This window comes from Aquabacter cavernae (assembly GCF_003993795.1).
In the GTDB taxonomy this organism is placed as follows: domain Bacteria; phylum Pseudomonadota; class Alphaproteobacteria; order Rhizobiales; family Xanthobacteraceae; genus Aquabacter; species Aquabacter cavernae.
Genome location: NZ_RWKV01000016.1, coordinates 486,797 through 512,308 on the forward strand (window position 1 = coordinate 486,797; position 25,512 = coordinate 512,308).

Consider the following 25,512-nt stretch of genomic DNA (forward strand, 5'->3'; position numbering starts at 1 on the left):
GCTCAGAGCCAAATGGAAACGGCGCCCCTCGGGGCGCCGTTTTCGTTTCAGCTGTCCCTTGCGCCGGCCAAAGGCGGGGGCCGGTGGCGTCAGGCGCTTTTCCTCAAGACCTCGGGCAGCATGGAGCCCGTCTCCTTCGCCCGCAGGTGCCAGGAGAAAGCCTCCTCCATCACATGGGGCGTATGGCCGCCGCGCTTCAAAGCGCGCTCGTAATAATCGGCCAGTTCATCGCGATAGGAAGGGTGGACGCAATTGTCGATGATGCGCTGGGCCCGCTCGCGCGGCGCCAGTTCCCGCAGGTCGGCGAGGCCCACCTCGGTCACCAATATGTCCACGTCATGCTCGTTATGGTCCACATGGGGCACCATGGGCACCACGCTGGAGAGCGCCCCGCCCTTGGCGATGGACTTGGTGACGAACACCGACAGATAGGCGTTGCGTGCGAAATCCCCCGAGCCGCCAATGCCGTTCATCATGTGGGTGCCGCCCACATGGGTGGAATTGACGTTGCCGTAAAGGTCGAATTCCAGCGCCGTGTTGATGGCGATGATGCCGAGGCGGCGGATGATCTCGGGATGGTTGGAAATCTCCTGCGGCCGCAGGATGAGGCGCGGCTTGTAGCGCACGATCTCCGGCATCACCGCGTCATGCTTCTCCTTCGACAGGGTGATGGAGGAGCCGGAGGCGAAGTTCAGCTTGCCCGCGTCGAACAGGTCGAACGTGGAATCCTGCAGCACCTCGGAATACATGGTGAGGTCGTGGAACGGGCTGTCGATGAAGCCGTGCATGACCGCGTTGGCGATGGTGCCGATGCCCGCCTGGAGCGGCTGGAGCCGCGTGGTCAGGCGCCCGATGCGCACCTCCTGCTGGAGGAAGTCCATGAGATGCCCCGCGATGGCGGCGGTCTCGGGATCGGGCGGCAGGACGGTGGAGGCGGAATCCAGCTTCCGGGTGATCACGATGGCCGCGATCTTCTCCGGCGGGATGGCGATGAAGGGCAGGCCCACCCGGCTCTCGGGCGACACCACGGGAATGGGCTCACGGAACGGCCGGCGCGTGGGGATGTAGATGTCGTGCAGCCCCTCCAGCTCCGCCGGCTGGGACAGATTGATCTCCACGATCACCTTCTCCGCCAGGATGGCGAAGGTGGCCGAATTGCCCACCGACGTGGTGGGGATGATGGCGCCCTGCGCGGTGATGGCCACCGCCTCCACCACCGCCACGTCGATGGGGCCGAGCTGCCTGGTGCGCAGATGCTCCACCGTCTCGGACAGATGCTGATCGACGAACATCACCTCGCCGGCATTGATGGCCTTGCGCAGCGCGGGGTCGGACTGGAACGGGATCCGGCGGGCGAGCACATGGGCCTCGGTCAATTGCTTGTCGAGGTCGTTGCCCAGCGAGGCGCCGGTGACGAGGGTGATCTTGAAGGGCTCGCGCCGCGCCCGCTCCGCCAGCGCCATGGGCACGGCCTTCGCCTCGCCCGCGCGGGTGAAGCCGCTCATGCCCACCAGCATGCCGTCGCGGATATGGGAGGCGGCCTCCTCGGCGCTGACGACCTTTTCGTGGAGCGATGCGAGGCGGATACGATCGTAGGGCATGGCTGTGTCCATTTTCGGCGCGTGACAGGAGCACGCACCGCCCCCAGGGCCAATCCGTCATTCCGCCTAAGTCGAAGGACGGATGCGCGCCTCACGCATGGATGGCCACCGGAATGCCGAAACCGTCCAGCCCCGCCACATAGTCCCCCATGGCCGCCCCTCCAGTCCGGCTGTTCACGATGTCCGCGCGCGACGGGCGGACACGGCAGATTCCGGTTCCTTCGGACCGTATCGCGCTCTAGCCTTGGTTGAAACCGCGCCAGGGGAGAGCCTTCCGTCATGACCATCCGCCCACGCCGCAGCGTCCTCTACATGCCCGGCTCCAATGCCCGCGCGCTGGAGAAGGCGCGGACCCTGGCCGTCGATGCCGTGATCATCGACCTTGAGGACGCGGTCGCTCCCGACGCCAAGGTGGAAGCGCGCGGACGGGCGGCGGAGACGGTGAAGGCGGGCGGCTTCGGTCCGCGCGAGACCATCATCCGCATCAACGGCCTGGACACACCCTGGGCCATGGACGACCTGGAAGCCGCCGCTTCGGCCGCCCCGGACGCCATCCTCGTGCCCAAGGTGCAGGACCCCGAGCAATTGCTGACCGTGGGGCGCCGCCTGGAGGCGCTGGGCGTGCCCGACACCACCCGCGTCTGGGCCATGATCGAGACGCCCATCGCCATCCTCGACATCCACGCCATCGCCGCGTCCCGCAGCCCGCTGACCCGTCTCGACGTGTTCGTGCTGGGCACCAACGATCTCGCCAAGGAGACCCGCGCGGCCCTGGTGCCGGGACGCGCGCCCATGGTTGGCTGGCTCATGCAGGTGCTGGCGGGCGGGCACGCTTATGGCATCGACGTGCTGGACGGCGTGTGGAACCAGTTCCAGGACATGGACGGCTTCAAGGCCGAGTGCGCCCAGGGCGTGGAAATGGGCATGGACGGCAAGACGCTGATCCATCCCAGCCAGATCGAGCCTTGCAACACAGCCTTCAGCCCGCCCGAGGCGGAAGTGGCCAAGGCGCGCAGCATCATCGCCGCCTTCGCCCTGCCGGAGAACCAGAGCAAGGGCGTGATCCAGCTGGATGGCCGCATGGTGGAACGCATGCACGCGGACATGGCGCAGCGCACCGTGGCGCTCGCGGACGCCATCGCCGCCAAGGCCTGATGCCATGGCCACCCGCATCGTCATGGTGGTCTATCCGGAGCTGGACCAGCTCGACCTGACGGGGCCGTTCGAGGTGCTCGCACGGCTGCCGGGGGCACAGGTCCAGCTCGCCTGGAAGAAGACGAAGCCGATCCGGGATACGGCCGGGCTCGCCTTGGTGCCGGACGTGAAATTCTCCAAGGTCAAGGACTGCGACGTGCTGGTGGTGCCCGGCGGGCCGGGCCAGCTCGCGCTCATGGAGGACGAGGAGACCCTCGCCTTCCTGCGCCGCATGGCGGAAAACGCGCGCTACGTCACCTCGGTCTGCACGGGCGCGCTCCTCCTGGGAGCGGCGGGCCTGCTCATGGGCTATCGCGCCACCACCCATTGGCTCTCCCTGGAGCAATTGTCGCTGCTGGGCGCCATTCCCGTGGGCGATCGCGTGGTGGTGGACGGCAACCGCATGACCTGCGCGGGCGTCACCTCGGGCATCGACTTCGCCCTCACCCTGGCGCGCGAACTGGCGGGCGAGAACGAGGCGCGGCGCATCGCCCTGTCCATGGAATATGACCCGCGCCCGCCCTTCCCGCCCTTCGCCGACGAGGATCCCCGCCTCGTGGAGGAGGTGCGGCTGCGCACGGAAGACTTCCAGCGCCGCCGCGTGGCCGTCGCGCGTGCCGTGGGCGCGCGCCTCCTCAACCAACCGGACCTGACATGAAGCTCTATCGCTACCTCACCGGCCCCGACGACAACGCCTTCTGCAAGCGCGTGAGCGCGGCGCTCAACAAGGGCTGGCAGCTCTACGGCGCGCCGACCCTCACCTTCGACCCGGTGAAGGGCCGCGTCATCTGCGGCCAGGCCATCGTCAAGGACGTGGCGGGCGAATGGTCCGAGGACGTGACCCTGTCCGACTATTGAGGCCGTCCGCCCGCGCGGCCGGAGCCGTGATTCAGGCTGCGTGGGTCTCCGCCAGGGTGGCGGCGAAGGTGCGGGGGGTGGGTGCCATCAGCACCACCGCCACATCCACCTCGTCGCCCACCACCGCGAACTCCTCCTTCACCTTACTGGTGAGGTCCGCCACGGCATCGCGGGCCCGCGCCACGCTCCAGGCGGGGTCGAAGCCCAGATGCAGTTCCACCATCATGCGCCCGCCATGGCTGCGGGTGCGGATGTCGCCCAGCTCCTCGAAATCGTCGAAGCAGCGGGTGAGCGCCTTCAGGATGCGCAATTGCCCCGCCTCGTCGATGGCGCGATCCAGCAGGGAGCCCAGCGAATTGGTGAGCATCTCGTAGATGTTGAACACCATGAAGCCGATCACCACGAAAGACGCGAGCGGGTCGAGATAGGCGATCCAGTTCACCGAATGCAGGTTGGACGTGATGAGCGTCACGCAGAACACCGAGCCGGACGAGCAGGCGGACACCAGATGCACGCGCGCCTGTGCCATCAGGACGGGGGAGCGCGCGCTGCGCGCGAGACGCCGGGCCTTGATGTGCAGGTAGATGTTGCCGGCCGCCGCCACCGCCGTCACCAGAAGGCCGAGCGCAGCGCCGCTCACATGCTCGGGATGCAGCAGGCCCACCACCGCCCGCGCGGTGGCGACGATGACCAGGATCACCTGGAGCACGGCGATCAGCAGTTCCGCGAGATTTTCCAGCTTGCCGAGCCCATAGGCGAAACGATGGGCCTTGGAGCGCTCCGCGATGCGCAGAACCAGATAGCAGGCGGTCAGCGAGGTCAGGTCGAAGCAGGTGGCCAGCATGTCCGTGAGGACCGCCGCCGAATTGGCGAGCGCCGCCGCCAGCACATAGAACGGAAACAGCGCCGCCACGAAGCACATGGCCTGAAACGACAGTTTCTGACTGGACGAACCCGACACGCCGCCTCCCCGCTTTGCCGGCAAGAAAGAAGCAGTCCGGCACGAGCGTCAAGCGCGCGAGTTGCACATGCACGGTGTGCCCTGCAACATGACGCGAGCTGCGCGGTAGGAGAGGCTGATGAGCAAGACGAATGCAGGCAATTTCTTCGAGGACTTTTCCGTCGGCCAGGTGATTCGCCACGCCACGCCACGCACCGTGACGGTGGGCGATGTGAGCCTCTACAGCGCCCTCTATGGCACGCGCTTCGCCGTGCAGTCCGCCGACAGCTTCTCCCAGGCACTGGGCTATCCCCGCGCGCCGGTGGACGACCTGCTGGTGTTCCACACCGTGTTCGGCAAGACCGTGCCCGACATCTCCCTGAACGCGGTGGCGAACCTGGGCTATGCGGGCGGCCGCTTCCTGGCCCCGGTCTATCCCGGCGACACGCTCCAGGCGGTGTCGGAGGTGATCGGCCTGCGGGAGAATTCCAACGGCAAGAGCGGCGTCGTCTATGTGCGCTCCACCGGCTTCAACCAGGACGGCATCGAGGTGCTGGACTATGTGCGCTGGGTGATGGTGCGCAAGCGCGACGCCAAGTCCCCCGCGCCCGAGCCGGTGGTGCCCACCTTGCCGGCCGCGCTCGCCCCCGACGCCCTGGGCGACGCGGTGCCGCCGCTGGACATCGAGGAATGGCGCGACGACCTCTCCGGCTCGCCGTTCCGCTTCGGCGACTATGAGGTGGGCGAGCGCATCGACCATGTGGACGGCATGACCGTGGAGGAGGCCGAGCACATGATCGCCACGCGCCTCTACCAGAACACGGCCAAGGTGCATTTCAACCAATATACCGAAGGCCAAGGCCGGTTCGGCCGCCGCCTCATCTATGGCGGCCACGTCATCTCCATCGCCCGCGCGCTCTCCTTCAACGGGCTGGGCAACGCCTTCCATGTGGCGGCCATCAATGGCGGACGGCATGTGGCCCCGCTGTTCGCCGGCCTCACCGTCTTCGCCTGGAGCGAGATCCTGGACGCGGCCGAGCTGCCGGGGCGCTCCGATGTGGGGGCCCTGCGGGTGCGCACCATCGCCACCAAGGACCAGCCCTGCAGCGCCTATCCCCTGAAGGGCGAGGAGGATTACGACCCGAGCGTGATCCTCGACCTGGATTACTGGGTGCTCATTCCCCGCTGAGCGGGCGATTTCGGCGCGCCCTCGGCGCGCCGCTGCCCGCTCCCCTTCAGGGGCGAGGGCACCGGCAGGGGCACCGCGCCCATTTCGGCGGGGGGCGGGCCGAGCCGGAAGCGCGCGAAGAAGGCGAGGGATTCCTCGCCCATGTCGATGTCCCGGTTGCGCAGGCCGAGGAAAGGCGTCGCGAGGCCCGGCTTGGTCTCCACCCGGGCGGGCGACTGGTGGCCGCCCCGGTTGATCTTGTAGAGCACCACCTCCACGCCATCCGCGCACTGCGTGTAGCGGCGCACGGAGACGGTGGTGGCGTCCATGCCCACGATATCCGGCAGGTCCTGGTCGCTCGCCTCGCTGCACTGGTCCAGCTTGGCATAGAGAGCCGCGCTGTCGGGCGCGGAGAGGGTGGCGCCCAGCGGCGTCCAGAAGCCGTTCCAGGCGATGACCCCGTCGGCGGTGCCGTGCACGAACATGATGGGCACGGGCCGCTCGGGGTGGCATTCCTCGCGATAATTGGCGGGCGCGGTGGCCATGGCCACCGAATAGGCGGCGAACAGGCCGGCAAACTCGCAGGCCATGCGCTCCACCATGAAGCCGCCATTGGAAATGCCCATGAGATAGAGCCGGGCGGGATCGGCGATGCCCTGCTCCACCAGCCTCTGGGCCAGCGCCACCAGGAAGGGCACGTCGTCGCCCGGCGTCAGCACCGCCTTCAGCCGCATGGCGGCGGGGCGACCGTCATTCCACACATGGCCGATGCCCTGGGGATAGACCGTCACATAGCCCTCCCGCTGGGCGGCAGGCTCCAGGCCCAGATAATCCCGCAGCCCCTCCGAAGTCTGCCCCGCCGCATGCAGGGCGATGATGGTGGGGCGCGGCTGCGCGGGAACGGGCCCGGCGGGGCGGCTGAGCAGGTAGGAGCGCGTCTCGCTCCCCACCTGGATGCGCTCCATGCTGCTGCGCGCCGGCTCCATGGCGGGCGCGGCCGCCGGAGCGGCGGGGCGGGGCGCCGTCTGTGCCAGCGCCGATGCCTGGCCGCCCCCGGCGAGCAGGCCCGCGAGAAGGACGACACGCAGAGGCCGGACGAGACGGCTCAGGGCAAGGCGGACCAGGGACAGGGACGGGAAAACGACGCGCATGGTGCGAATGAATCGCCGTTCGGCGGGCGATGCAAGCCGGATGGCGATCCACACCCACCGCCCCACCGGTTGTGGAGCGCCGCATCCGCCGGAAATCCAGTGTCCGCAAGGCCGGGAAAACCCGGATGTCACCTGAAAAGCACAAGGCTTCCCCATCCCCGCGCCGCCATGGCGAATTTGATCCAGATCAAATCCGCCGGGCAGCACACGGCACAAGCCTTACAAAGTTTCAAATCTGCACGATGGGATGTGGGGCATGATTAAGGGCATTTGGGGGCGCACCATTGCCGGGGCGACCGTGGGCATGGCGATGCTGGGCAGCGCGTTCGGCGCCATGGCGGCGGACCTGTCGCCCGTCTACAAGGCGCCCGCGGCGCCGGTGGTGAGCGAGCCGAGCCCGTGGATGATTCGCGTTCGCGCGCTCGGCGTGCTGCCGGCCGGCGGCGGCCACGTGAACGGCGTGGCGGGCTCCAGCCTCTCCTATTCCGACTCGGTGGTGCCGGAACTGGACATCAGCTACTTCTTCACGAAGAACATCGCCGCCGAGCTGATCCTGGGCGTGACGCCGCACAACATCTACGGCGCGGGCACGCTGGGCGGCCTGAATGTGGGCAAGGTGTGGCTGCTGCCCCCGACCCTCACCCTGCAGTATCACTTCACCGACTTCGGCGCCTTCAAGCCGTATGTGGGCGTGGGCGTGAACTACACGGTGTTCTTCAACACCAAGACCTATGACACGCAGTCGCTGGACGTGAAGAACACCTTCGGCTGGGCGGTCCAGGCCGGCTTCGACTACATGATCGACAAGCACTGGGGCGTGAACGTCGATATCAAGAAGCTCTTCCTGGAGCCCGACTTCACCGTGGGCGTGGGCAATGCCGTGCTCACCGGCACCGCCGACCTGAACCCCTGGATCGTCGGCGGCGGCGTCACCTACCGCTTCTGATCTCTCGGCGGAATTCTGCGCAGAGCTTTCCGGCCACCCATGCGCCACGCTCATGGGTAGCCGGCACGGGACTGCCGGCGCCCCTTTGGACCAAGCAATCACGCGAAGGCGCGGGTTTCCCGCGCCTTTTTGCATTTCCTGCCCTACCCCGGCTGGCGGTATCGCGGCATCGGGCGTAGCATCCGGCCGCATTCACGCCGTCTGCATCGCGCCAATTCCGGTACCGCATTGCGGCATTTTGGTGCACCCTGCCCGAATACCTGCTTTGGAATCGTTGCGAACTGGCAACGATTGCGATACCTGATCGGGCGATTTTCGGAGGAGCCCCATGGCCGACAGTCCGTCGCGTATCGAGCGCCCGCTCTCTCCCCACCTGTCGATCTACCGCCCGCTGTTCACGATGGTCATGTCCATTGTGCACCGCATCACCGGCGGCGCGTTGTATTTCGGCACGGTGATCCTCGTATGGTGGCTTCTGGCCGCCGCTACGTCGCCGGGAGCCTATGACCTGTTTTCCAGCATCGCCGGTTCCTGGATCGGCCGACTGGTGCTGCTCGGCTACACCTGGGCGCTGATCCATCATGCGCTCGGCGGCATCCGCCATTTCATCTGGGACTTCATCCACGGCTTCGGCGCCAAGGAGCGCGAGCTGATGGCCAAGGCGACGCTCGCCGGCTCCATCGTCCTGACGGTGGTCGTGTGGATCATCGGCCTGGCGCTGAAGGGCTGAGGAGGGACGTATCGTGAGCAATCCCAAGACCCATCACGCCCCCATGCGCACGCCCCTCGGGCGGGTGCGCGGCCTCGGCTCGGCCCGTTCCGGCACCGAGCACTTCTTCATGCAGCGCGTGACGGCGGCGGCCACGCTGCTGCTCTCCGTCTGCTTCATCGTCATCGTCATCTCGCTGGCGGGATCCAGCTACGAGGCCGCCAAGGCGACCCTTGGCCATCCCATCGTGGCGGTGATTATCCTTCTCACCCTTCTGTCGGTCACCACCCACATGCGCATCGGCATGCAGGTGATCATCGAGGACTATGTCCACGATGAGGGGAAGAAGGTGCTCTGCATCATCGCCAACACCTTCTTCACGGTTGCCGTCGGCCTCGCCGGGGCGTTCGCCGTGCTCAAGATCAGCCTGGGAGGCTGACAATGGCCGCATCCACCGAAACCAACGGCTCAGCCGCTCCTGGCGTCAACGGCGCGGCCTATCCCATTATCGATCACACCTATGACGTGCTGGTGGTCGGCGCCGGCGGCGCGGGCCTGCGCGCCGTGGTGGGCTGCTCCGAGGCGGGGCTGCGCACCGCCTGCATCACCAAGGTGTTCCCCACCCGCTCCCACACGGTGGCCGCCCAGGGCGGCGTCGCCGCGTCCCTCGGCAATATGGGCCAGGACAAGTGGGAATGGCACATGTACGACACCGTGAAGGGGTCGGACTGGCTGGGCGACCAGGACGCCATCGAATATCTGGTGCGCAACGCGCCTGCCGCCGTCTATGAGCTGGAGCATTGGGGCGTGCCCTTCTCCCGCACCGAGGACGGCAAGATCTACCAGCGCCCGTTCGGCGGCATGACCACCCATTTCGGCCAGGGCACCGCCCAGCGCACCTGCGCGGCGGCGGACCGCACGGGCCACGCCATGCTCCACACGCTCTACGGCGCGGCGCTGAAGCACAAGGCCGAGTTCTTCATCGAATTCTTCGCCATCGACCTCATCATGGACGAGGACGGTCGCTGCTGCGGCGTCGTCGCCCTGAAGATGGACGACGGCACCATCCACCGCTTCCGCTCGCACCTCACCATCCTGGCGACGGGCGGCTACGGGCGCGCCTATTTCTCGGCCACCTCCGCGCACACCTGCACGGGCGACGGCAATGCCATGGTGCTGCGCGCGGGCCTGCCGCTCCAGGACATGGAGTTCGTGCAGTTCCACCCCACCGGCATCTACGGTTCGGGCTGCCTCATCACCGAGGGTTCGCGCGGCGAGGGCGGATATCTCACCAATTCGGAGGGTGAGCGCTTCATGGAGCGCTATGCCCCCTCCGCCAAGGATCTTGCCTCCCGAGACGTGGTCTCGCGCTCCATGACCATGGAGATCCGCGAAGGCCGGGGCGTGGGCAAGGCCAAGGACCACATCTTCCTGCATCTCGACCACCTGGATCCGGCGATCCTGCACGAGCGCCTGCCCGGCATCTCCGAGAGCGCCAAGATCTTCGCGGGCGTGGACGTGACCCGCGAGCCCATCCCGGTCATCCCGACCGTGCACTACAATATGGGCGGCATCCCCACGAACTATCACGGCGAAGTGGTCAACAAGGCCGCCGGCGACCCCGACAAGGTGGTGCCCGGCCTGATGGCCATCGGCGAGGCGGCCTGCGTGTCCGTGCACGGCGCCAATCGCCTGGGCTCCAACTCGCTCATCGACCTCGTGGTGTTCGGCCGCGCGGCCGCGCTGCGGGCCGCCGAGGTGGTGCATCCCGGCGAGAAGCATCGTCCCCTGCCCGAGAACAGCGCCGAGCGCGCCCTCTCGCGCCTCGATCGCTTCCGCAACGCCTCCGGCTCCACCCCCACCGCCGAACTGCGGGCGCGCATGCAGCGCGTGATGCAGAACAATTGCGCGGTGTTCCGCACCGGCGAGGTGCTGGAAGAGGGCCGCACGCTCATCCATGACGTGTTCTCCGGCACCCCCGACATCCGCGTCTCCGACCGTTCGCTGGTCTGGAATTCGGATCTCATTGAGACGATGGAATACGACAACCTGATCTCCCAGGCGGTCGTGACCATGGAGAGCGCCGCGAACCGCAAGGAAAGCCGTGGCGCCCATGCGCGTGAGGATTTCCCCGACCGCGACGACCACACCTGGATGAAGCACACCCTGGCCTATCTCGACACCGTCACCGGCAAGGTGCAGCTCGATGATCGGCCGGTGCACACCTACACGCTCTCCAACGACATCCAGTATATCGAGCCCAAGAAGCGCGTGTACTGATGCGCGTTTGCTGAGGCGCGGAAGCTGAGGACCGGAAAGGGTTTCGCGGTGGGAAAGAAGGCTCCTGGCAAGAAGAAGGTGGGCGCGCTGATCCTCGATCGGCTCGCCCAGCTGGACGACAAGCTGGAAGCTCTCGCCGAGAAGATCGAGGCGCTCGAAGAGCGGATCGATCTCGCGACCCTGGAGAAGACGCGGCGCGATCATCGCGACGCGCGCATCGAAGAGCGCCGCATCGCCTATGAGCGGCGCTTCGATGTGGGTGAGGATTGAGATTCAACAGGCCGGCTCCGCCGGCGATGAGGACGGAACATGGTTGAACTGGCCCTTCCGAAGAATTCCCAGATCACCGGCGGCAAGTCCTGGCCGAAGCCTCAGGGCGCGTCCAAGCTCACCGAGTTCCGCATCTATCGCTGGAACCCGGACGACGGAAAGAACCCCTCCATCGACACCTATTACGTGAACCGCGAGGATTGCGGTCCGATGGTGCTGGACGGGCTCATCTACATCAAGAACAAGATCGACCCGACGCTGACCTTCCGCCGCTCCTGCCGCGAAGGCGTGTGCGGCTCCTGCGCCATGAATATCGGCGGCACCAACACGCTGGCCTGCACCAAGGGCATGGACGAAGTGCTGGTGAAGGGCGTGGTGAACGTCTATCCGCTGCCGCACATGCCGGTGGTGAAGGATCTCGTTCCCGACCTCACCCGCTTCTATGCGCAGCACGCCTCCATCGAGCCCTGGCTGCAGACCGACACCGCCGCCCCCGAGAAGGAATGGCGCCAGTCGAAGGAAGACCGCGAGCAGCTGGACGGCCTCTATGAGTGCATCCTGTGCGCCTGCTGCTCCACGTCCTGCCCCAGCTATTGGTGGAACGGCGACCGCTATCTCGGCCCCGCCGCTTTGCTCCAGGCCAATCGCTGGCTGAAGGACAGCCGCGACGAGCGTACCGGCGATCGTCTGGACAATCTGGAAGACCCCTTCCGCCTCTATCGCTGCCACACCATCATGAATTGCGCCCAGGCCTGCCCGAAGGGCCTGAACCCGGCGAAGGCCATCGCCGAGATCAAGAAGATGATGGTCGAGCGCCAGATCTGAATTCTGCGGACTTTCGCAGGTGAAACGGCCGGGCTTGTCCCGGCCGTTTTCATTTGGCCCGCTCGTTTCCTGGCCAGGTCGTGCTCGCGATATCTCACCCTCGCCGCGGCACCACTAACTTCGCCTGGAGCACCTGAACCACCTCGCCCTTCTGGTTCAGGGTCTGCGTCTTCAGCAGCACCATCCCCCGGTCCGGCCGCGAGCGCGACGGCGTCACCGACACCACCTCGCTCTCCGCATGCAGCGTATCGCCCGGCCGTGTCGGCCGAGGCCATGCGATGTCTCCGCCCCCGCCGATGACGCCTCCGGCAATGGGCACGCTCTCGACGATCATGCGCATGGTAAGCGCCATGGTGTGCCACCCGCTGGCCGCGAGCCCGCCGAACAGGCTGTCCTTCGCCGCCTCCTCGTCCATGTGAAAGGGCTGGGGATCATAGGCCCCCGCGAACGCCTTGATGGCGTCCGCATCCAGCGTCACCGGCCCGCTGACGAAACGCCGCCCGATTTCCAGGTCGTTCAGATAGAGCAACCCGCCCTTCGCCTGTGCCGATTCCGCCTCTGCCATGGCCGCCTCCCGATCCCGTGATGCCCAGTTACTTGCATCATGATAGTAACAAGCCTACAGAGGGTCTGCCAAACGTTTCCATAGGCTCTCCCATGAAGCGCACCAGTTTCGGCACCATGGCCTGCCCCATCGCCCGCTCGCTGGAGCGCGTGGGGGAATGGTGGAGCATCCTCATCCTGCGCGACGCGCTGAACGGCTTCACGCGGTTCGACGATTTCCAGCGCAGCCTGGGCATCGCGCCCAACATGCTCACCCGCCGCCTCGCCGCCCTGGTGGAGGACGGCCTGCTGGAGAAGCGGGCCTACAGCACGCGCCCGCTGCGCCACGAATATGTGCTCACCGAGCGCGGGCGGGACTTCCGGCCGGTGGTGGTGGCGCTGCTCGCCTGGGGCAACAAGCATTTCGCGCCCGAGGGCGAGAGCGTGGTCGTCCGCAACATGGAGACCGGCGAAGTGGCCGAGCCGATCCTGGTGGACCGCGCCACCGGCCGTCCCATCACGGACCCCATCTTCCGCACCATGCCGGGCCCGGCGGCGGGGCCGAGCACCCATGCCCGATATGCCGCGCTGGCGGCGGCCCGGGAGAGGACGGCCTGACATGAACATGGTCACCCCTCCTCCGTCGGCTCCGGCGCCCGCCATTCCGGAGCGCACCCGGCGCCTGCTGGAGGCGCCCATCGTGCCCCTGCTCCTCATCATGGCGTGGCCCAACATCCTCATCATGGTGGCGCAGGCCTCCACAGGGCTGATCGAGACCTGGTGGATCGCGCATCTGGGCACGGACGCGCTGGCGGGCATGGCGCTGGTCTTCCCGCCGGTCATGCTCATGCAGATGGTCTCCAACGGCGCCATGGGCGGGGGCATCTCCTCCGCCATCGCCCGCGCGCTCGGGCGCGGCGACCGGGACGGGGCGGACGCGCTGGTGCTCCATGCGGTGGTGATCAACATCGCCATCGCCCTGGTCATCACCGCGCTCATGCTGGCCTTCGGGCGTCCCATCTATCGCGCGCTGGGCGGGCATGGCGGGGAGCTGGAAGCCGCGCTGGTCTATTCCAACGTCGTGTTCGCCGGCATGGTCACCGTCTGGCTCATGGCGGGGCTGGCCAGCATCATCCGGGGCACGGGCAACATGCTGTTTCCCGCCCTCGTCACCTGCGGCGGCGTGGTTCTGCTGATCCCGCTCTCCCCGCTGCTCATCTTCGGCTACGGCCCCATCCCGGCCATGGGCGTGGCGGGCGGCGGGCTGGCGCTCATTCTCTACAACGTGGTCGGCGTGGTGGTGATGGGCTGGTACATCCTCTCGGGCCGCAACGTGGCGCGCTTCAAATGGGTGAAGCTGCGCTGGCCGCTGTTCCGGGAAATCCTGCGCATCGGCGCGGTGGCCACCATCAGCTCCATCCAGACCAACGTCACCATCGCCCTCGCCACCGCCCTGGTGGCGGGTGCGGCGAGCGTCGATGCGGTGGCCGGCTTCGGCACGGGCGCGCGGCTCGAATATCTGCTGGTGCCGCTAGTGTTCGGCCTTGGTGGCCCCCTGGTGGCCCTGGTGGGTACGAATATGGGCGCGGGCCAGTATGAGCGGGCGCTGCGCATCGCCCTCATCGGCGGCGGCATCGCCTTCGCCCTCACCGAGACCATCGGCATCCTCGCCGCCATCTGGCCCGCCGCCTGGCTATCCCTGTTCAGCACCGATCCGGCCATGATCGAGACCGGCAGCGCCTATCTGCGCGTGGTCGGCCCTGCTTATGGCTTCTTCGGCCTCGGCCTCTGCCTCTATTTCGCGTCCCAGGGCGCGGGGCGGCTGCTCTGGCCGCTGGTGGCCGGGACATTGCGGGTGATCATCGCGGTGGGCGGCGGCTGGATCGCGCTGCGCCTCACCGGCTCTCTCACCGCCCTCTTCGTCGCCTTGGCGCTCGGGCTGGTGGTCTACGGCATCACCCTCACCGCCGCCGTGAAATCCGGCGCCTGGTTCAAGAGTCCGGCCTGAAACGCAAACGGCCCGGCTTTGGGCCGGGCCGTCGCGAACGTCTCGGGCTCAGGCTCAGGCGGTCTTCGCCGGCGCCTTCTTCACCGCAGGCTTGGCACTCGCGGCCTTAGGGGCAGTCTTGGGGGCAGACTTGGGAGCGGCCTTGGGCTTGGCCGAAGCCTTGGCACTCACCACCTTCGGGGCGTCCGCCTTAGGCGCTTCGACCTTCGGGGTGTCAGCCTTGGGGGCGTCAGCCTTCGGGGCCTCAACCTTGGGGCTCGCCGCCTTCGCCTTCGTCACCTTGGCCGCCGCGGGCTTCGCAGCGACAGGCGCCACTGGCTCCGTCTTGACTGCCGTCTTGCCTGCACTTTTGGACACCTCCTTTGCCGCCGGAGCGGCCTTCGGCGCTTCGACAGCAGGCTTCGCGGCGGGCTTGGCCACCGGCTTGGCGGCCACGGGCTTTTTGGCAGCGGGCGCCTTGGTGGCGGAGGCCTTGGTGGCGGGCGTCTTGGCAGCGGGGGTCTTGGCAACAACCTTCTGGGGAGCGGCCTCCGGCTTGGCGGCTTCCGGCACCTTCACTTCGGCCACCGGCTTCGCCGTCGCGGGCGCAGCCTTGGCGGGCGCAGCCTTGGCAGACTTGGCCGCAGCGGGCTTCGCGGCCGCAGATGTCTTAGCGGCGGGCTTGGTCGCAGCAGGCTTAGCAGCCGGGCTCGCGGCGGGCGTCTTCACAGCAGGCTTGGCAGCGACGGTCTTCGCCGGAGCCGGCTTCGCCTCGGGCGCGGGCGCCGGGGATGCGGCTTCGGCCTTGGGCTCCACCGTGGCCTTCACGGTCCCCTTGGCAACCGCCTTCGGGGCAGCCTTGACCGGAGCAACCTTCGGAGCGGCAACCTTGGGAGCGGCAGTCTTCGGAGAAACCTTGGCGACCGTCTTCGGGGCGACCTGGGTCAGGACCGAGGCGGCGAGGGCGCGGATCTCGTCGGGAGTCACGCTCGCGGGGTTTCGCAGGGCCTTCGCGGCGATCTTGCTCACCTCAGCGCCCGACACTTCGCTCTTCGCCATCAAAGCCTCCGAATGGGTCTGGATCCGAATCCAGCTCTCTGAAAGGCCTTTCGCGATTCGCTGAAGGCCCGGAGGCATCCATGTGGGGGAAGGTTTTACATTGGGTTAACCGTGCAGTCTCAAAGGCGTGGATGCCCGAAACGCGCTGTCATCGTCGCGTTTTGGCGGCGCGGCTAGCGTCCGCCGTGTGATTCGGGCGCGGCGGTCCGGTCCCCGGGCCTTCAGGCTCTCATGTTTCACCAGGACCGCGCGCTCCAGCGGAGGCTTCATCATGCGGCGATCCCCCATCCGTCCCCGGGCGGCGATCCTGTTCGCGTGCCGGGACAATGGCGGCCTGAGCCTTCTGGCCGAGGCCCTGGCCCATGGGCGCACCCCGCACCTGCGCGCCTTCAGCGCGGGCGTGCAGCCGGGGCCGGTGGATCTTGCGGCGGTGGAGTGCCTGCATTCGGCGCGGATCCCGGTGGACGGTCTCTCAGCCAAGCCGCTGGAAGTGTTCAGCCTGCCCGGCGCGCCGCGCATCGATGTGGTGGTCTCGCTGGTGGAGGGGATCGAGGCGGAGATGGAGAGCTTCGCCCGCCGGGTGCGCTGCATCGCCCATCAGCGCTGGCGCCTGGATGACGCAGCGGCGCTCGCCGATCCCCATGCGCGCCGCCTCGCCTATCGCCGCCTGCTGCCGAACCTCGTCTCGGCCATCAGCGAACTCGGCCGCACCCACGCCTTCGCGGCGTGAGCCGCTCCGGCCAGACCAACGGCCCCAGTCCTTGGCCGGTGCCGCGTGGGCCTTTGGTGTCAGACCGCGATCTTCCCGCCCAGTTCGTCCTCGATATGGATGCGGATGATCTCGTCGAAGCTCGCTTCCGCCGTGAAGCCCAGCGCCAGCGCCCGAGCGGCATTGAAGCGGCGAGGCCAGCCCGCGACGATGGTCTCGATGACCGGGTCCGGCTGGCGGCGGATCAGCGCCACCGCTTTGTCGCCCGCGACGCGCCGCAGCGCCTCGATCTGCTCGCCCACGGTCACGGCGAGGCCCGGCATGGTCAGGCTGCGCCGCGCGCCCATGGGCGCGGTGTCCAGCGTCGCGGCATGAATGAGGAAGCCCACCGCCGCGCGGGGCGAGGCATGCCAGTGCATCACCTCCTCCGACACGGGGAGGATGGCCTCCTGGCCCGATAGCGGCTCGCGGATGATGCCGGAGAAGAAGCCCGAGGCCGCCTTGTTGGGCTTGCCCGGCCGCACGCAGATGGTGGGCAGGCGGATGCCGATGCCGTCCATGAGGCCGCGTCGCGAATAGTCCGCCAGCAGCAATTCGCCGATGGCCTTCTGGGTGCCGTAGGAGGTGAGCGGGGTGGTGAAGAAGTCGTCCCCGATGGCCTCCGGGAACGGCGCGCCGAACACCGCGATGGACGAGGTGAAGACGAGGCGCGGCACATAGCCCTCGATCACCCGCACCGCATCCAGCAGGAAGCGCGTGCCGTCCAGGTTGATGCGATAGCCCTTGTCGAAATCCGCTTCCGCCTCGCCCGAGACGATGGCGGCCAGATGGAAGATCACGTCGGGCTTGTCCGCCACCAGCGCCGCCGCCTCGCCGGGCACGGAGATGTCGGAGACGCGCGCGGTGATGGGGAACGGCGCCTCGATGCGGGCCGGGGCCACCACGTCATGGGCCGTGAGCGCGGTGATGGGCCTGCCGCCCAGGCGCCCGTCCTTGGCAAGGCGTTCGATGAGCTTGCGGCCGACCATTCCGGCGCCGCCGATGACGAGAATGCGCATGGATGAAAGTCCTGATTCGCGCGGGCCGCTCAGAGCGACCAGCCGCCGTCGATGAGGTGGATCTGCCCGGTGGTGAAGGCGCTCTCGTCGGAGGCGAGATAGAGGGCGAGGTCGGCAATCTCCTGCGCCGTGCCGAGCCGCCCCATGGGCTGGCGGCCCACGAAGTCCGCCCGCACATCCTCGCGCGTGCGCCCGAACTGGGCCGCCACCGCCGCGATGCGCTCATCCAGGGAGGGCGACTGCACCGTTCCCGGGCAGATGGCGTTGGCGCGGATGCCCTTGGTGATGAAGTCCGCCGCCACCGACTTGGTGAGGCCGATAATGGCGGCCTTGGTGGTGCCGTAGGCATAGCGGTTCGGCACGCCGCGCACCGAGGAGGCCGCCGAGGCGATATTGATGATGGAGCCCCCGCCCTTTGCCAGCATCAGCGGCACGAAGGCTTTCAGGGTGCGGTGCATGGACTTCACGTTGAGGTCGAACGAGAAGTCCCAGTCCGCCTCCGAGCAGTCCAGCAGGGAGCCCTGGTGCACATAGCCCGCGCAATTGGCGAGCACGTCCACCGCGCCGATCTCCCGCGCCAATGCCTCCACGGCCTCGGTCTTGCGCACGTCCAGCGACCGGACCTCACCGGCGAAGCCGTCCAGCTTGCCCATGTCGAGGTCTGTGGCGACCACCCGCGCGCCCGCCCGCACAAACGTATCGGCGATGGCCCGTCCGATCCCTTGCCCCGCCGCCGTGACGAGGCAGGTCTTGCCTTCCAAGCGTCCACTCTTCTCGAAGCGTCCACCCATGGTCGTCCGTCCCTGTTGTCCGGCTGTTTTCCAGCCTTGAAATCTTGGCCCTGCGCCCGCTGCCCCTCTCTCCAGCCCTCCCCCGCAAGCGGGAGAGGGAGCACGGCGCAGGCTCAGCGCTCGTCGCGGATCGCCTCCAGGCGGTGCTTCTGGCGCCCGTCCGCATCGAAATTGTCCGGCGCCAGCCACGCCTCGAAGGCCGCCTTGGCGTGCGGCCATTCGGTGTCCAGCAGCGAGAACCAGGTGGTGTCCCGGTTGCGGCCTTTGGAGATCATGTGCTGGCGGAACTCACCCTCGAAGGTGAAGCCGAGCCGCAACGCCGCGCGGCGGGAGGGTGCGTTGAGCGCATTGCATTTCCACTCATAGCGCCGGTAGCCCAGATCCTCGAAGGCATGGCGGGCCATGAGATACATGGCCTCGGTGGCGGCAGGCGTGCGGGCGAGCGCGGGGGTGAAGAGGATGTTGCCCACCTCCACCACGCGCTGGGCGGGCTCGATGCGCATATAGGTGGCGTGCCCCAGCGGCGCGCCGCTGTGCGGGTCCACCAAAGCGAACAGCAGCGGGTCCGCCTTCACCGCCAGTTCCTCATAGGTGCGCCGGAAGCTCGCCTCGTCCGGGAAGGGGCCCACCGACAGATAGGTCCAGGGGTCGTCCAGGCCCGGCCCGTGCGACGCCGCATAGAGGGCGGCCACGTGCCGCTCCGGCTCGAACGGCACGATGGCGATGTGCCGCCCCTCAAGGCGCGTGCGCTCGGGCCGCCGGGCGGGCGGGCCGTCCACGATGGCACCGACGGGCTGGGTCTGGATGTCCATGGCAAGCCTAGTGATTGTCGCGGGGAATGCCCATGGTCTGGGCCACCCGCTGGTACTTCACGGCGGGCTTCAGCACCATGCCCTCGTCGAACTGCTCCACCATGCCGCGCTGGATCTCCTGCCAGGGCGTCTGGCTGGGCGGGATGGGGAAGCCGCCCGCCGCATCCAGCGCCGCCCGGCGCTCGGACAGCTCGGCATCGGACAACAGGATGTCCGCCGTGCCCTTGCCCAGGTCGATGCGCACCCGGTCGCCGGTGCGCAGCAACGCGAGGCCGCCGCCCGCCGCCGCCTCCGGCGAGGCATTGAGGATGGACGGCGAGCCGGAGGTGCCCGACTGGCGCCCGTCGCCGATGCAGGGCAGCGCCATGACGCCCTTCTTGATGAGGGCGGCGGGCGGCTGCATGTTCACCACCTCCGCCCCGCCGGGATAGCCGATGGGGCCCGTGCCGCGAATGAAGAGGAGCGTGTACTCGTCGATGCCGAGGTCGGGATCGTCGATGCGGTGGTGGTAATCCTCAGGCCCCTCGAACACCACGGCCCGCCCCTCGAACGCATTGAGGTCATTGGGATTGGAGAGGAAGCGCGCGCGAAAGTCCGGCGAGATGACGCTGGTCTTCATGATGGCGTTATTGAACAGGTTTCCGCGCAGAACGATGAAGCCCGCTTCGGCCTTCAGCGGGTTGTCATAGGAGCGGATCACCTCACGGTCCCAGGAGAATTTGCCCCGGCAATTCTCGCCCATGCCGCGCCCGTTCACGGTGAGCGCATCCTCATGAATCTTGCCCGCGCCGATCAGTTCCGCCACCACGGCAGGGATGCCGCCGGCCCGGTGGAATTCCTCGCCCAGATATTCGCCGGCCGGCTGCAGGTTCACCAGCAGCGGGATCTGATGGCCCACGCTCTGCCAGTCATCCACGGTGAGCGGCACGCCCACATGGCGGGCGATGGCGTTGAGATGGATGGGCGCATTGGTGGAGCCGCCAATGGCGGAATTCACGCGGATGGCGTTCTCGAACGCCGCGCGGGTGAGGATGTCGGAGGGCTTCAGGTCCTCCCACACCATGTCCACGATGCGCTTGCCGGTCTCATAGGAAATCTGGCCGCGCTCGCGATAGGGCGCGGGAATGGCCGCGCAGCCCGGCAGCGACATGCCCAGCGCCTCGGCGAGACCGTTCATGGTGGAGGCCGTGCCCATGGTGTTGCAATGGCCCACGGAGGGCGCCGAGGAGGCCACCACATCCATGAAGGTGTCGTAGTCGATTTCCCCCGTCGCATGCTGGGCGCGGGCCTTCCACACCACCGTGCCCGAGCCGGTGCGCTCGCCCTTCCACCAGCCGTTCAGCATGGGGCCGCCCGAGAGCACGATGGCCGGAATGTTCACGGTGGCCGCAGCCATGATGCAGGCGGGCGTGGTCTTGTCGCAGCCGGTGGTGAGCACCACGCCGTCCAGCGGATAGCCGTAAAGCACCTCCACGAGGCCGAGATAGGCAAGGTTCCGGTCCAGCGCCGCCGTGGGGCGCTTGCCGGTCTCCTGGATGGGGTGGACGGGGAATTCAAAGGGAATGCCGCCCGCCGCCGCGATGCCTTCGCGCACGCGCTTGGCCAGATCCAGATGGTGGCGGTTGCAGGGGGAGAGGTCGGAGCCGGTCTGGGCGATGCCGATGATGGGCTTGCCCGACTGCAGCTCCGCGCGGGTGAGGCCGAAATTCAGGTAGCGCTCCAGATAGAGCGCGGTCATGCCGGGATTGTCGGGATTGTCGAACCAGAGCTGGGAGCGCAGCTTGCGGCCTTCAGCGCCGTTCTTATGGTTGCCCGCACCCGCCATGGCTGTCTCCCTGATCCGCTGCACGCGGATATCTAATCGATTTGATCCGGGAGCGAGTTATGCGCCGCGCCTTAGATGAAATCAATTCCAATAAGGCCGGCCGGGTGCTCTCAGGCCTCGGACCATTCGCGCAGCAGGTTGTGATAGACGCCCGTGAGCTGCACCGCCGAAGGGTGGCCGGGATGGTCCTGGTTGAGGCGCATGATGGCCATGTCCATGTCGAACAGCAGGCTGCGCCGGCCGTCATTGCGGATCAGGCTTTGGGTCCAGAAGAAGGACGAGATGCGCGCCCCGCGCGTGACCGGCGTGACATGATGGAGCGAGGTGGCGGGATAGATGATGGCATCGCCCGCCGGCAGCTTCACCCCGTGGGTGCCGTAGGTATCCTCCACCACCAGCTCGCCGCCGTCATAATCCTCCGGCTCGGAGAGGAACAGGGTGGTGGACACGTCCGTGCGCATGGTCTCGCCGGTGGTGCGGATGCGGCGGATGGCATTGTCCACATGGGAGCCGAAGGTCATGCCCTCGTCATAGCGATTGAACATGGGCGGCAGGATCCGCAGCGGCAGGACCGCCGACATGAACAGGCCGCTGCGATGGAGCGCGGCCACGATCATCTGCCCGCACTCCAGCGCTTCCGGGTCATCGTCCGGAATCTGGAGGTTGCGCTTCACCGAGCTGGTCTGCGCGCCCGCCGTCACCCGCCCGTCCACCCAGCCGGCCCGCTCGAACATGCGCCGGCAGCGCGCCACCTGGTCGGGGGTGAGGACATTGGGAATGTGCAGCATCATGGACGGGGCGCCTTGAAACGAAAGGACCCGCGCCGCCGGAGGTCAGGGCGGCGCGGGTCGGCCTTTGCGAAGATCAGAACGTCGCGCGGGCCGTCAGCGTGGCGTAGCGCCCGGCGGCGGGCACGGCGTGGCCGCCATAATACTGGGCGTAATAAAGCTCGTTGGTCAGGTTGTAGACGTTGAGCTGCACCTGGAAGTTCTTGGTGAACTGGTAGCTCGCCATGGCGTCGAAGTTCCAATAGGACGGCACATAGACCGTGTTCTGGACGTTGGCGAACGTGTCGTCGTTGAAGGTCGCGCCGCCGGCAATGGTGAGCTGCGGGGTGATGTCGTAGCTCGTCCACATGGAGAAGGAGTTCGGCGGCGCATTGGGCAGCTCCTTGCCGACGGTGGCGAGGTTCGCCAGCGTGGGCGCGGGGCCGACGCTCAGCACATCGGTCTGCATGTAGGTGTAGCTCAGCGTCAGGTCCCACTGCTCGGTGAGCGCGCCGCCGGCGCCCAGCGAGATGCCGCGCACCCGCTGCTCGCCGCCCAGCACCTGGGGCGGCAGGCCCGCCACCGGATCGGTGGGCACGCGGGTATTGGTCTTCGTGGTCTGGAACACGGCGCCGGTCAGGACGACGCGGCCATCCAGCACCTCGGCCTTCACGCCGGCTTCCCAGGTGTTGTTGCTCTCGGGCGCCAGGGTGACGGTGCCGGTGTCGAGCACGCCATATTCGGACGAGGGGTTCGAGGACGTGCCGTAGGTGACGTAGAGGTTCACCGTCTGGATGGGCGAATAGACGACGCCGAACCGGTAGTTGAACAGGCTTTCGCTATTATCCAGCGTCGTGACCGCACCGTTGGCGGCCACCGACTGGTAGGTGGTATCCGCCATATCCCAGCGGAAGCCGCCCATGACCTGCCAGTGGTCGCCGATGGCGATCTGGTTGCCGCCATAGAAGGCCACGTCGGTCATGTCGGTATTGTTGGAGGTGGGCGCGTAGTTGGCGAAGCCGCCGACGCCCAGATTGGGCGAATAATTGCTGGGCGCCCACAGGCTGGTGCGGCACTGGGCAGCCGTGGGGCTGCACAGGTTGGTGCGCTGCTGGTCGCGGGTTTCCTTGGTCAGCTCCATGCCGGCATTGAGCGTGTGCTTGAAGATGCCGGTCTCGAACTTGGCCACCATGTCGGTGATGTTCGAGAGCTGGGTGTTGTCCGTGATGGTGTTGAACCGCTGCATGCCGATGGTCATGCTCTGCACGGGATAGAGGCTGGGAACAGTGGTGTTGTTCGAGGCCGTTCCCAGGCTGCGCGGCGCGGTGACGATCACGTTGCGATCATTGGCCGTGTAGCGCGTGCCGTTGCTGAGCGTCACGAAGTCGTTCAGCTCATGCTCGATATAGAGCGTGGCCATGTTGGTGTCGGTGGTCACCTGGTCCGCGAACGGGCCGTTGGTCACGCCGTACCAGTTGCTGCGCGGCACCGGCACCGGGGCGGTCGCCTGACCGTTGCCGTAATAGCCGCCCGTGGGCTGGCCGAAATTCGCCGCCGACGTGCTCAGCGAGGGCGAGGGCAGATAGGGCACGCCATAGTCCGGCACGCCGCTCTCATGCTGGTAATAATAGGAGGCGGTCACCGTGGTCTTGTCGTTCAGATTGAACGTGACCGACGGCGCGATGCCCCAGCGCTCGGAATTCACATTGTTGCGGTCGGCGGTGTCGACATTCTGGCCCATCAAATTGATGCGGCCGAACAAATTGTCGTTCACCTTGGCGTTCGCATCGAGGGTGGCGCGCCAGCCGCCCTGCGAATAGCCGGTCACGTCACCTTCCACGAAGGTGGCGTCCTTGGGCAGCTTCGACACCATGTTGATGACGCCGCCCGTGGAGCCGCGCCCGAACGCGAAGGAGGAGGGGCCCATGAAGACCTCCACCGCCTCGATGTTGAACATGTCGCGCGTGTACCAGCCGGTGTCGCGGATACCGTCGCGGAAGATATCGCCACGGGCCGAGAAGCCGCGGATGATGGGCGCGTCGCCCTGGTTCCCGCCCTCGCCGGCGCTGAAGGTGATGCCCGAAACGTTGCGCAGCGCCTGTTCCAGGGTGGTGTCGTTCTGCTGCTGCAACACCTTCTCGGTCACCACATTGACCTGCTGCGGCATGTCGAAGATCGGCACGGGCAGGCGGGCGACGCCCGTGGTGGTGGCCACGAAGCCGCCGGTATTGTCTTGCACCTGGACCGTGGGCAGCTCCAGTTCGGAGGTGGAGGCCGCCTGCTGCGCGTAGGCGGGAACGCCCACCATGGCCGAGGCGACGCCCATGCCGAGCTGCAGCGGACCCTTGAGGGCGCCACGCGCGTCGGCATGTTTCATTGACCGGATGCCCGCAAATGATCCAGCGCGCCCCATCTTCCGACTCCTTTAATATCCCGCCCGCAAAATTGACGATTGATTGCTTTAGGGCGCGATTTCTAGGGTCCGGACTTTGTCTACTGCAAGATACGCCGGGAAACATATGAATTAGACTGATTTCAAAAAGGTATTATGAGCCTCTATTTAGATTAAGAAGAATTCTATACTGTAGGGGGGGGCCGAAGATCGCAATCGCGTGCGGTCCCTTGAATGATCTTGGCTTTTCAGAGCCGGTATCCCAGGTGGTGGCGACAGGAGTGCCGTCCTATGGCATAGTTGCTGGAATGACACAGGTGCCCGAAACCACCTCCCCAACGGGAAATCCCATGCCATCCAGCCCCGAAGACACTGCAAGCGAAGCGCCCGCCCCTCCTCCCGCGGAGATTTCCGAGGGCCTCGGCCTGCCGCTGGCGGCACGGCTCGAGTCGGCCCTCGACAAGGTGCAGCGGGCCCTGGCGGCGGGCGATCCGGTGGTGATGGTTCATGATGCCCGCAAGGCATTGAAGGAATATCGCGCCTTGCTGCGCCTCATTCCCGGCAGTGACGCTCAGGCCGCCCGGCGCAGCGCAGCGGCGGCGGCGCGCGAACTGTCCGGCGCGCGGGACAACCAGGCCTCGCGCGATGCGCTTGCAGACCTGGTTGCGGCCGGCCTTGCCCATGAGGATTCGGCCCGCGCCATCGACGCCCTCTCCACCTCGGCCGATGCCGCTTCAGATGCCGCACCCCATGAACGGGTGCTTCAGCGCTGGCTGAGCGACACCCGGCGGCGTCATGCCCGCACCCTGGACGCCCAGGCCGCCCGGGCGGACGTGGTGGCGGGTCTGCGCAAGGCCTATGCGAAGGCGCGGGACGCACTGGATGTGTCGGATCCCGAGGCGCTGCATGATCTGCGTAAGCGCGTGGTGACCCATCGCTATCAGATGTCCTTCCTCGCCGATGTGGCGGCGGGGCGCGGCGCGGAACGCGCCACCCGCGCCCAGAAACTGCGGGACCTGCTTGGGCGCTATCAGGATATCGAAACGTTGCGCCACCGTCTCGACGCGACGCGGGGCAACCTGCCCGACGATCTCATCGAGCGGATTGATGGCATCGCGGAGACCCACCAGGACTCCTTGACCCGCAAGGCGCGGCGCCTCCATGCGGAGCTGTTTCGCGTCAAGCCGCGCGCGTTCGGGCGCAAAACCGCGCGGCGGGTTCGGCGGGCGCGCAGCAAGCAGGAGGCTGCGGCGCAGGCATAGCCCTGGGCAGCGGTTCCGGCCTCCGAGGCATGTGCGGTTTCGCAGGATTTGAGCCGCTCTCAACGCGGGAGGCTGGCGTGATGCGTCCGCGCTGACAGCTCTGGTGCTGGATTGCGATTGCGTCCTGCCCGCTTATGCGGCGCGTGCCGGCCGCCCCGTCCCCGTTCCCGGCCTCCGAAACGCACAAAACCCCCACTGCATTTCTGCGATGGGGGTTTTGCGTTGTTTGGTATCGTGTTGAGGGCAATCCCTTACGTCATGTCCTTTGCAGGCCTGGCAGCGACCTACTCTCCCGCGTCTTGAGACGAAGTACCATTGGCGCAGTGGAGTTTAACGGCCGAGTTCGGGATGGGATCGGGTTCAGG

At 67.2% G+C, this 25,512-nt stretch carries 25 protein-coding genes and 1 rRNA gene; 14 read left to right on the forward strand and 12 right to left on the reverse strand.

All coding sequences use genetic code 11. The features are described 5' to 3' along the window. Positions 1-89 precede the first annotated feature (89 nt). Positions 90-1,601 (reverse strand): acetyl-CoA hydrolase/transferase family protein, encoded by a 1,512-nt coding sequence (locus EJJ38_RS17965; protein ID WP_127091726.1) that lies wholly within the window; start codon positions 1,599-1,601, stop codon positions 90-92. A gap of 279 nt (positions 1,602-1,880) precedes the next feature. On the opposite strand from EJJ38_RS17965, the gene EJJ38_RS17970 reads away from it, so the two are divergent. The 3 genes from EJJ38_RS17970 to EJJ38_RS17980 are packed head-to-tail and all read left to right on the forward strand — an operon-like array spanning position 1,881 to position 3,653. Beyond that, positions 1,881-2,756: an HpcH/HpaI aldolase/citrate lyase family protein gene (locus tag EJJ38_RS17970; protein WP_127091728.1), complete on the forward strand. Its 876-nt coding sequence runs from the start codon at positions 1,881-1,883 to the stop codon at positions 2,754-2,756. A gap of 4 nt (positions 2,757-2,760) precedes the next feature. After that, positions 2,761-3,453, forward strand: coding sequence for a DJ-1/PfpI family protein (locus EJJ38_RS17975; RefSeq protein ID WP_127091730.1), 693 nt, complete (start codon positions 2,761-2,763; stop codon positions 3,451-3,453). Beyond that, entirely contained in the window at positions 3,450-3,653 is a 204-nt protein-coding gene (locus EJJ38_RS17980) for a DUF1737 domain-containing protein (protein ID WP_127091732.1), read from the forward strand. Before EJJ38_RS17975 ends, EJJ38_RS17980 begins: the two co-directional genes overlap by 4 nt. Before the next feature lie 31 nt (positions 3,654-3,684). On the opposite strand, the gene EJJ38_RS17985 is transcribed toward EJJ38_RS17980, so the two are convergent. After that, positions 3,685-4,614 carry a cation diffusion facilitator family transporter gene (locus EJJ38_RS17985; protein ID WP_127091734.1) on the reverse strand — a complete coding sequence of 310 codons (930 nt, stop codon included), beginning with the start codon at positions 4,612-4,614 and terminating at the stop codon, positions 3,685-3,687. A gap of 118 nt (positions 4,615-4,732) precedes the next feature. Between EJJ38_RS17985 and EJJ38_RS17990 the strand changes: the two genes are divergently transcribed. Further along, entirely contained in the window at positions 4,733-5,782 is a 1,050-nt protein-coding gene (locus EJJ38_RS17990; protein WP_127091736.1) for a MaoC family dehydratase, read from the forward strand. Here the strand turns inward: EJJ38_RS17990 and EJJ38_RS17995 are convergent. Then, positions 5,758-6,912 (reverse strand): CE1 family esterase, encoded by a 1,155-nt coding sequence (locus tag EJJ38_RS17995; protein ID WP_127091738.1) that lies wholly within the window; start codon positions 6,910-6,912, stop codon positions 5,758-5,760. The genes EJJ38_RS17990 and EJJ38_RS17995 overlap by 25 nt on opposite strands. Positions 6,913-7,168: 256 nt before the next feature. Between EJJ38_RS17995 and EJJ38_RS18000 the strand changes: the two genes are divergently transcribed. The 6 genes from EJJ38_RS18000 to EJJ38_RS18025 all read left to right on the forward strand — a co-directional run bounded on the left by EJJ38_RS18000 (position 7,169) and on the right by EJJ38_RS18025 (position 11,942). After that, entirely contained in the window at positions 7,169-7,858 is a 690-nt protein-coding gene (locus EJJ38_RS18000; protein ID WP_245454311.1) for an OmpW/AlkL family protein, read from the forward strand. Positions 7,859-8,186: 328 nt separating this feature from the next. Then, the gene (gene sdhC / locus EJJ38_RS18005) at positions 8,187-8,588 is read left to right on the forward strand and encodes a succinate dehydrogenase, cytochrome b556 subunit (RefSeq protein ID WP_127091740.1); all 402 of its coding nucleotides are present in this window, start codon (positions 8,187-8,189) and stop codon (positions 8,586-8,588) included. A gap of 43 nt (positions 8,589-8,631) precedes the next feature. Continuing rightward, positions 8,632-9,006 (forward strand): succinate dehydrogenase, hydrophobic membrane anchor protein, encoded by a 375-nt coding sequence (gene sdhD, locus EJJ38_RS18010; protein WP_127091845.1) that lies wholly within the window; start codon positions 8,632-8,634, stop codon positions 9,004-9,006. Positions 9,007-9,008: 2 nt separating this feature from the next. Then, positions 9,009-10,847, forward strand: a complete 1,839-nt coding sequence (sdhA, locus tag EJJ38_RS18015) for a succinate dehydrogenase flavoprotein subunit (RefSeq protein ID WP_127091742.1) — start codon at positions 9,009-9,011, stop codon at positions 10,845-10,847. Between the two features lie 48 nt (positions 10,848-10,895). Beyond that, a complete protein-coding gene (locus EJJ38_RS18020; protein WP_127091744.1) occupies positions 10,896-11,117 on the forward strand; it encodes a hypothetical protein in 222 nt (73 codons plus the stop codon). A gap of 39 nt (positions 11,118-11,156) precedes the next feature. Continuing rightward, positions 11,157-11,942, forward strand: coding sequence for a succinate dehydrogenase iron-sulfur subunit (locus tag EJJ38_RS18025; RefSeq protein WP_127091746.1), 786 nt, complete (start codon positions 11,157-11,159; stop codon positions 11,940-11,942). A gap of 94 nt (positions 11,943-12,036) precedes the next feature. Here EJJ38_RS18025 and EJJ38_RS18030 read toward each other — a convergent pair whose 3' ends face one another. Next, positions 12,037-12,507 carry a MaoC family dehydratase gene (locus tag EJJ38_RS18030; protein WP_127091748.1) on the reverse strand — a complete coding sequence of 157 codons (471 nt, stop codon included), beginning with the start codon at positions 12,505-12,507 and terminating at the stop codon, positions 12,037-12,039. A 92-nt stretch (positions 12,508-12,599) separates the two neighbouring features. On the opposite strand from EJJ38_RS18030, the gene EJJ38_RS18035 reads away from it, so the two are divergent. Then, positions 12,600-13,103 carry a winged helix-turn-helix transcriptional regulator gene (locus EJJ38_RS18035; RefSeq protein WP_127091750.1) on the forward strand — a complete coding sequence of 168 codons (504 nt, stop codon included), beginning with the start codon at positions 12,600-12,602 and terminating at the stop codon, positions 13,101-13,103. A 1-nt stretch (position 13,104) separates the two neighbouring features. Next, on the forward strand, positions 13,105-14,493 hold the full coding sequence (locus EJJ38_RS18040) for an MATE family efflux transporter (RefSeq protein ID WP_127091752.1): 1,389 nt from the start codon (positions 13,105-13,107) through the stop codon (positions 14,491-14,493). A gap of 54 nt (positions 14,494-14,547) precedes the next feature. On the opposite strand, the gene EJJ38_RS18045 is transcribed toward EJJ38_RS18040, so the two are convergent. Further along, a complete protein-coding gene (locus EJJ38_RS18045) occupies positions 14,548-15,531 on the reverse strand; it encodes a transcriptional regulator (RefSeq protein WP_127091753.1) in 984 nt (327 codons plus the stop codon). A gap of 271 nt (positions 15,532-15,802) precedes the next feature. Between EJJ38_RS18045 and EJJ38_RS18050 the strand changes: the two genes are divergently transcribed. Next, positions 15,803-16,261 carry an arsenate reductase/protein-tyrosine-phosphatase family protein gene (locus EJJ38_RS18050; RefSeq protein ID WP_127091755.1) on the forward strand — a complete coding sequence of 153 codons (459 nt, stop codon included), beginning with the start codon at positions 15,803-15,805 and terminating at the stop codon, positions 16,259-16,261. 59 nt (positions 16,262-16,320) lie between these two features. Here EJJ38_RS18050 and denD read toward each other — a convergent pair whose 3' ends face one another. From denD to EJJ38_RS18080, 6 genes are all read right to left on the reverse strand, one after another. Next, the gene (denD, locus tag EJJ38_RS18055) at positions 16,321-17,298 is read right to left on the reverse strand and encodes a D-erythronate dehydrogenase (RefSeq protein ID WP_127091757.1); all 978 of its coding nucleotides are present in this window, start codon (positions 17,296-17,298) and stop codon (positions 16,321-16,323) included. A 29-nt stretch (positions 17,299-17,327) separates the two neighbouring features. Continuing rightward, entirely contained in the window at positions 17,328-18,089 is a 762-nt protein-coding gene (locus tag EJJ38_RS18060) for an SDR family oxidoreductase (protein WP_127091759.1), read from the reverse strand. 113 nt (positions 18,090-18,202) lie between these two features. After that, positions 18,203-18,901, reverse strand: coding sequence for a GNAT family N-acetyltransferase (locus EJJ38_RS18065; RefSeq protein ID WP_127091761.1), 699 nt, complete (start codon positions 18,899-18,901; stop codon positions 18,203-18,205). Positions 18,902-18,908: 7 nt separating this feature from the next. Beyond that, the gene (locus EJJ38_RS18070; RefSeq protein ID WP_127091763.1) at positions 18,909-20,726 is read right to left on the reverse strand and encodes an IlvD/Edd family dehydratase; all 1,818 of its coding nucleotides are present in this window, start codon (positions 20,724-20,726) and stop codon (positions 18,909-18,911) included. A gap of 110 nt (positions 20,727-20,836) precedes the next feature. Next, complete coding sequence (locus EJJ38_RS18075; RefSeq protein ID WP_127091765.1) at positions 20,837-21,517, reverse strand: Fe2+-dependent dioxygenase; 681 nt, start codon at positions 21,515-21,517, stop codon at positions 20,837-20,839. Between the two features lie 73 nt (positions 21,518-21,590). After that, positions 21,591-23,870, reverse strand: coding sequence for a TonB-dependent receptor (locus EJJ38_RS18080; protein WP_164738561.1), 2,280 nt, complete (start codon positions 23,868-23,870; stop codon positions 21,591-21,593). Positions 23,871-24,235: 365 nt separating this feature from the next. Between EJJ38_RS18080 and EJJ38_RS18085 the strand changes: the two genes are divergently transcribed. Next, entirely contained in the window at positions 24,236-25,147 is a 912-nt protein-coding gene (locus tag EJJ38_RS18085) for a CHAD domain-containing protein (protein ID WP_164738562.1), read from the forward strand. A gap of 271 nt (positions 25,148-25,418) precedes the next feature. Here the strand turns inward: EJJ38_RS18085 and rrf are convergent. Then, a 5S ribosomal RNA gene (gene rrf / locus EJJ38_RS18090) occupies positions 25,419-25,512 on the reverse strand; the annotation flags it as partial.

Excerpts from the sequence above, each read along its gene's own strand:
- EJJ38_RS17965 (WP_127091726.1), bottom strand. The coding sequence starts at position 1,601 with ATGCCCTACGATCGTATCCGCCTCGCATCGCTCCACGAAAAGGTCGTC.
- EJJ38_RS17970 (WP_127091728.1), top strand. The coding sequence starts at position 1,881 with ATGACCATCCGCCCACGCCGCAGCGTCCTCTACATGCCCGGCTCCAAT.
- EJJ38_RS17975 (WP_127091730.1), top strand. The coding sequence starts at position 2,761 with ATGGCCACCCGCATCGTCATGGTGGTCTATCCGGAGCTGGACCAGCTC.
- EJJ38_RS17980 (WP_127091732.1), top strand. The coding sequence starts at position 3,450 with ATGAAGCTCTATCGCTACCTCACCGGCCCCGACGACAACGCCTTCTGC.
- EJJ38_RS17990 (WP_127091736.1), top strand. The coding sequence starts at position 4,733 with ATGAGCAAGACGAATGCAGGCAATTTCTTCGAGGACTTTTCCGTCGGC.
- EJJ38_RS17995 (WP_127091738.1), bottom strand. The coding sequence starts at position 6,912 with ATGCGCGTCGTTTTCCCGTCCCTGTCCCTGGTCCGCCTTGCCCTGAGC.
- EJJ38_RS18000 (WP_245454311.1), top strand. The coding sequence starts at position 7,169 with ATGATTAAGGGCATTTGGGGGCGCACCATTGCCGGGGCGACCGTGGGC.
- sdhC (WP_127091740.1), top strand. The coding sequence starts at position 8,187 with ATGGCCGACAGTCCGTCGCGTATCGAGCGCCCGCTCTCTCCCCACCTG.
- sdhD (WP_127091845.1), top strand. The coding sequence starts at position 8,632 with ATGCGCACGCCCCTCGGGCGGGTGCGCGGCCTCGGCTCGGCCCGTTCC.
- sdhA (WP_127091742.1), top strand. The coding sequence starts at position 9,009 with ATGGCCGCATCCACCGAAACCAACGGCTCAGCCGCTCCTGGCGTCAAC.
- EJJ38_RS18025 (WP_127091746.1), top strand. The coding sequence starts at position 11,157 with ATGGTTGAACTGGCCCTTCCGAAGAATTCCCAGATCACCGGCGGCAAG.
- EJJ38_RS18030 (WP_127091748.1), bottom strand. The coding sequence starts at position 12,507 with ATGGCAGAGGCGGAATCGGCACAGGCGAAGGGCGGGTTGCTCTATCTG.
- EJJ38_RS18035 (WP_127091750.1), top strand. The coding sequence starts at position 12,600 with ATGAAGCGCACCAGTTTCGGCACCATGGCCTGCCCCATCGCCCGCTCG.
- EJJ38_RS18040 (WP_127091752.1), top strand. The coding sequence starts at position 13,105 with ATGAACATGGTCACCCCTCCTCCGTCGGCTCCGGCGCCCGCCATTCCG.
- EJJ38_RS18045 (WP_127091753.1), bottom strand. The coding sequence starts at position 15,531 with ATGGCGAAGAGCGAAGTGTCGGGCGCTGAGGTGAGCAAGATCGCCGCG.
- EJJ38_RS18050 (WP_127091755.1), top strand. The coding sequence starts at position 15,803 with ATGCGGCGATCCCCCATCCGTCCCCGGGCGGCGATCCTGTTCGCGTGC.
- denD (WP_127091757.1), bottom strand. The coding sequence starts at position 17,298 with ATGCGCATTCTCGTCATCGGCGGCGCCGGAATGGTCGGCCGCAAGCTC.
- EJJ38_RS18060 (WP_127091759.1), bottom strand. The coding sequence starts at position 18,089 with ATGGGTGGACGCTTCGAGAAGAGTGGACGCTTGGAAGGCAAGACCTGC.
- EJJ38_RS18065 (WP_127091761.1), bottom strand. The coding sequence starts at position 18,901 with ATGGACATCCAGACCCAGCCCGTCGGTGCCATCGTGGACGGCCCGCCC.
- EJJ38_RS18070 (WP_127091763.1), bottom strand. The coding sequence starts at position 20,726 with ATGGCGGGTGCGGGCAACCATAAGAACGGCGCTGAAGGCCGCAAGCTG.
- EJJ38_RS18075 (WP_127091765.1), bottom strand. The coding sequence starts at position 21,517 with ATGATGCTGCACATTCCCAATGTCCTCACCCCCGACCAGGTGGCGCGC.
- EJJ38_RS18080 (WP_164738561.1), bottom strand. The coding sequence starts at position 23,870 with ATGAAACATGCCGACGCGCGTGGCGCCCTCAAGGGTCCGCTGCAGCTC.
- EJJ38_RS18085 (WP_164738562.1), top strand. The coding sequence starts at position 24,236 with ATGCCATCCAGCCCCGAAGACACTGCAAGCGAAGCGCCCGCCCCTCCT.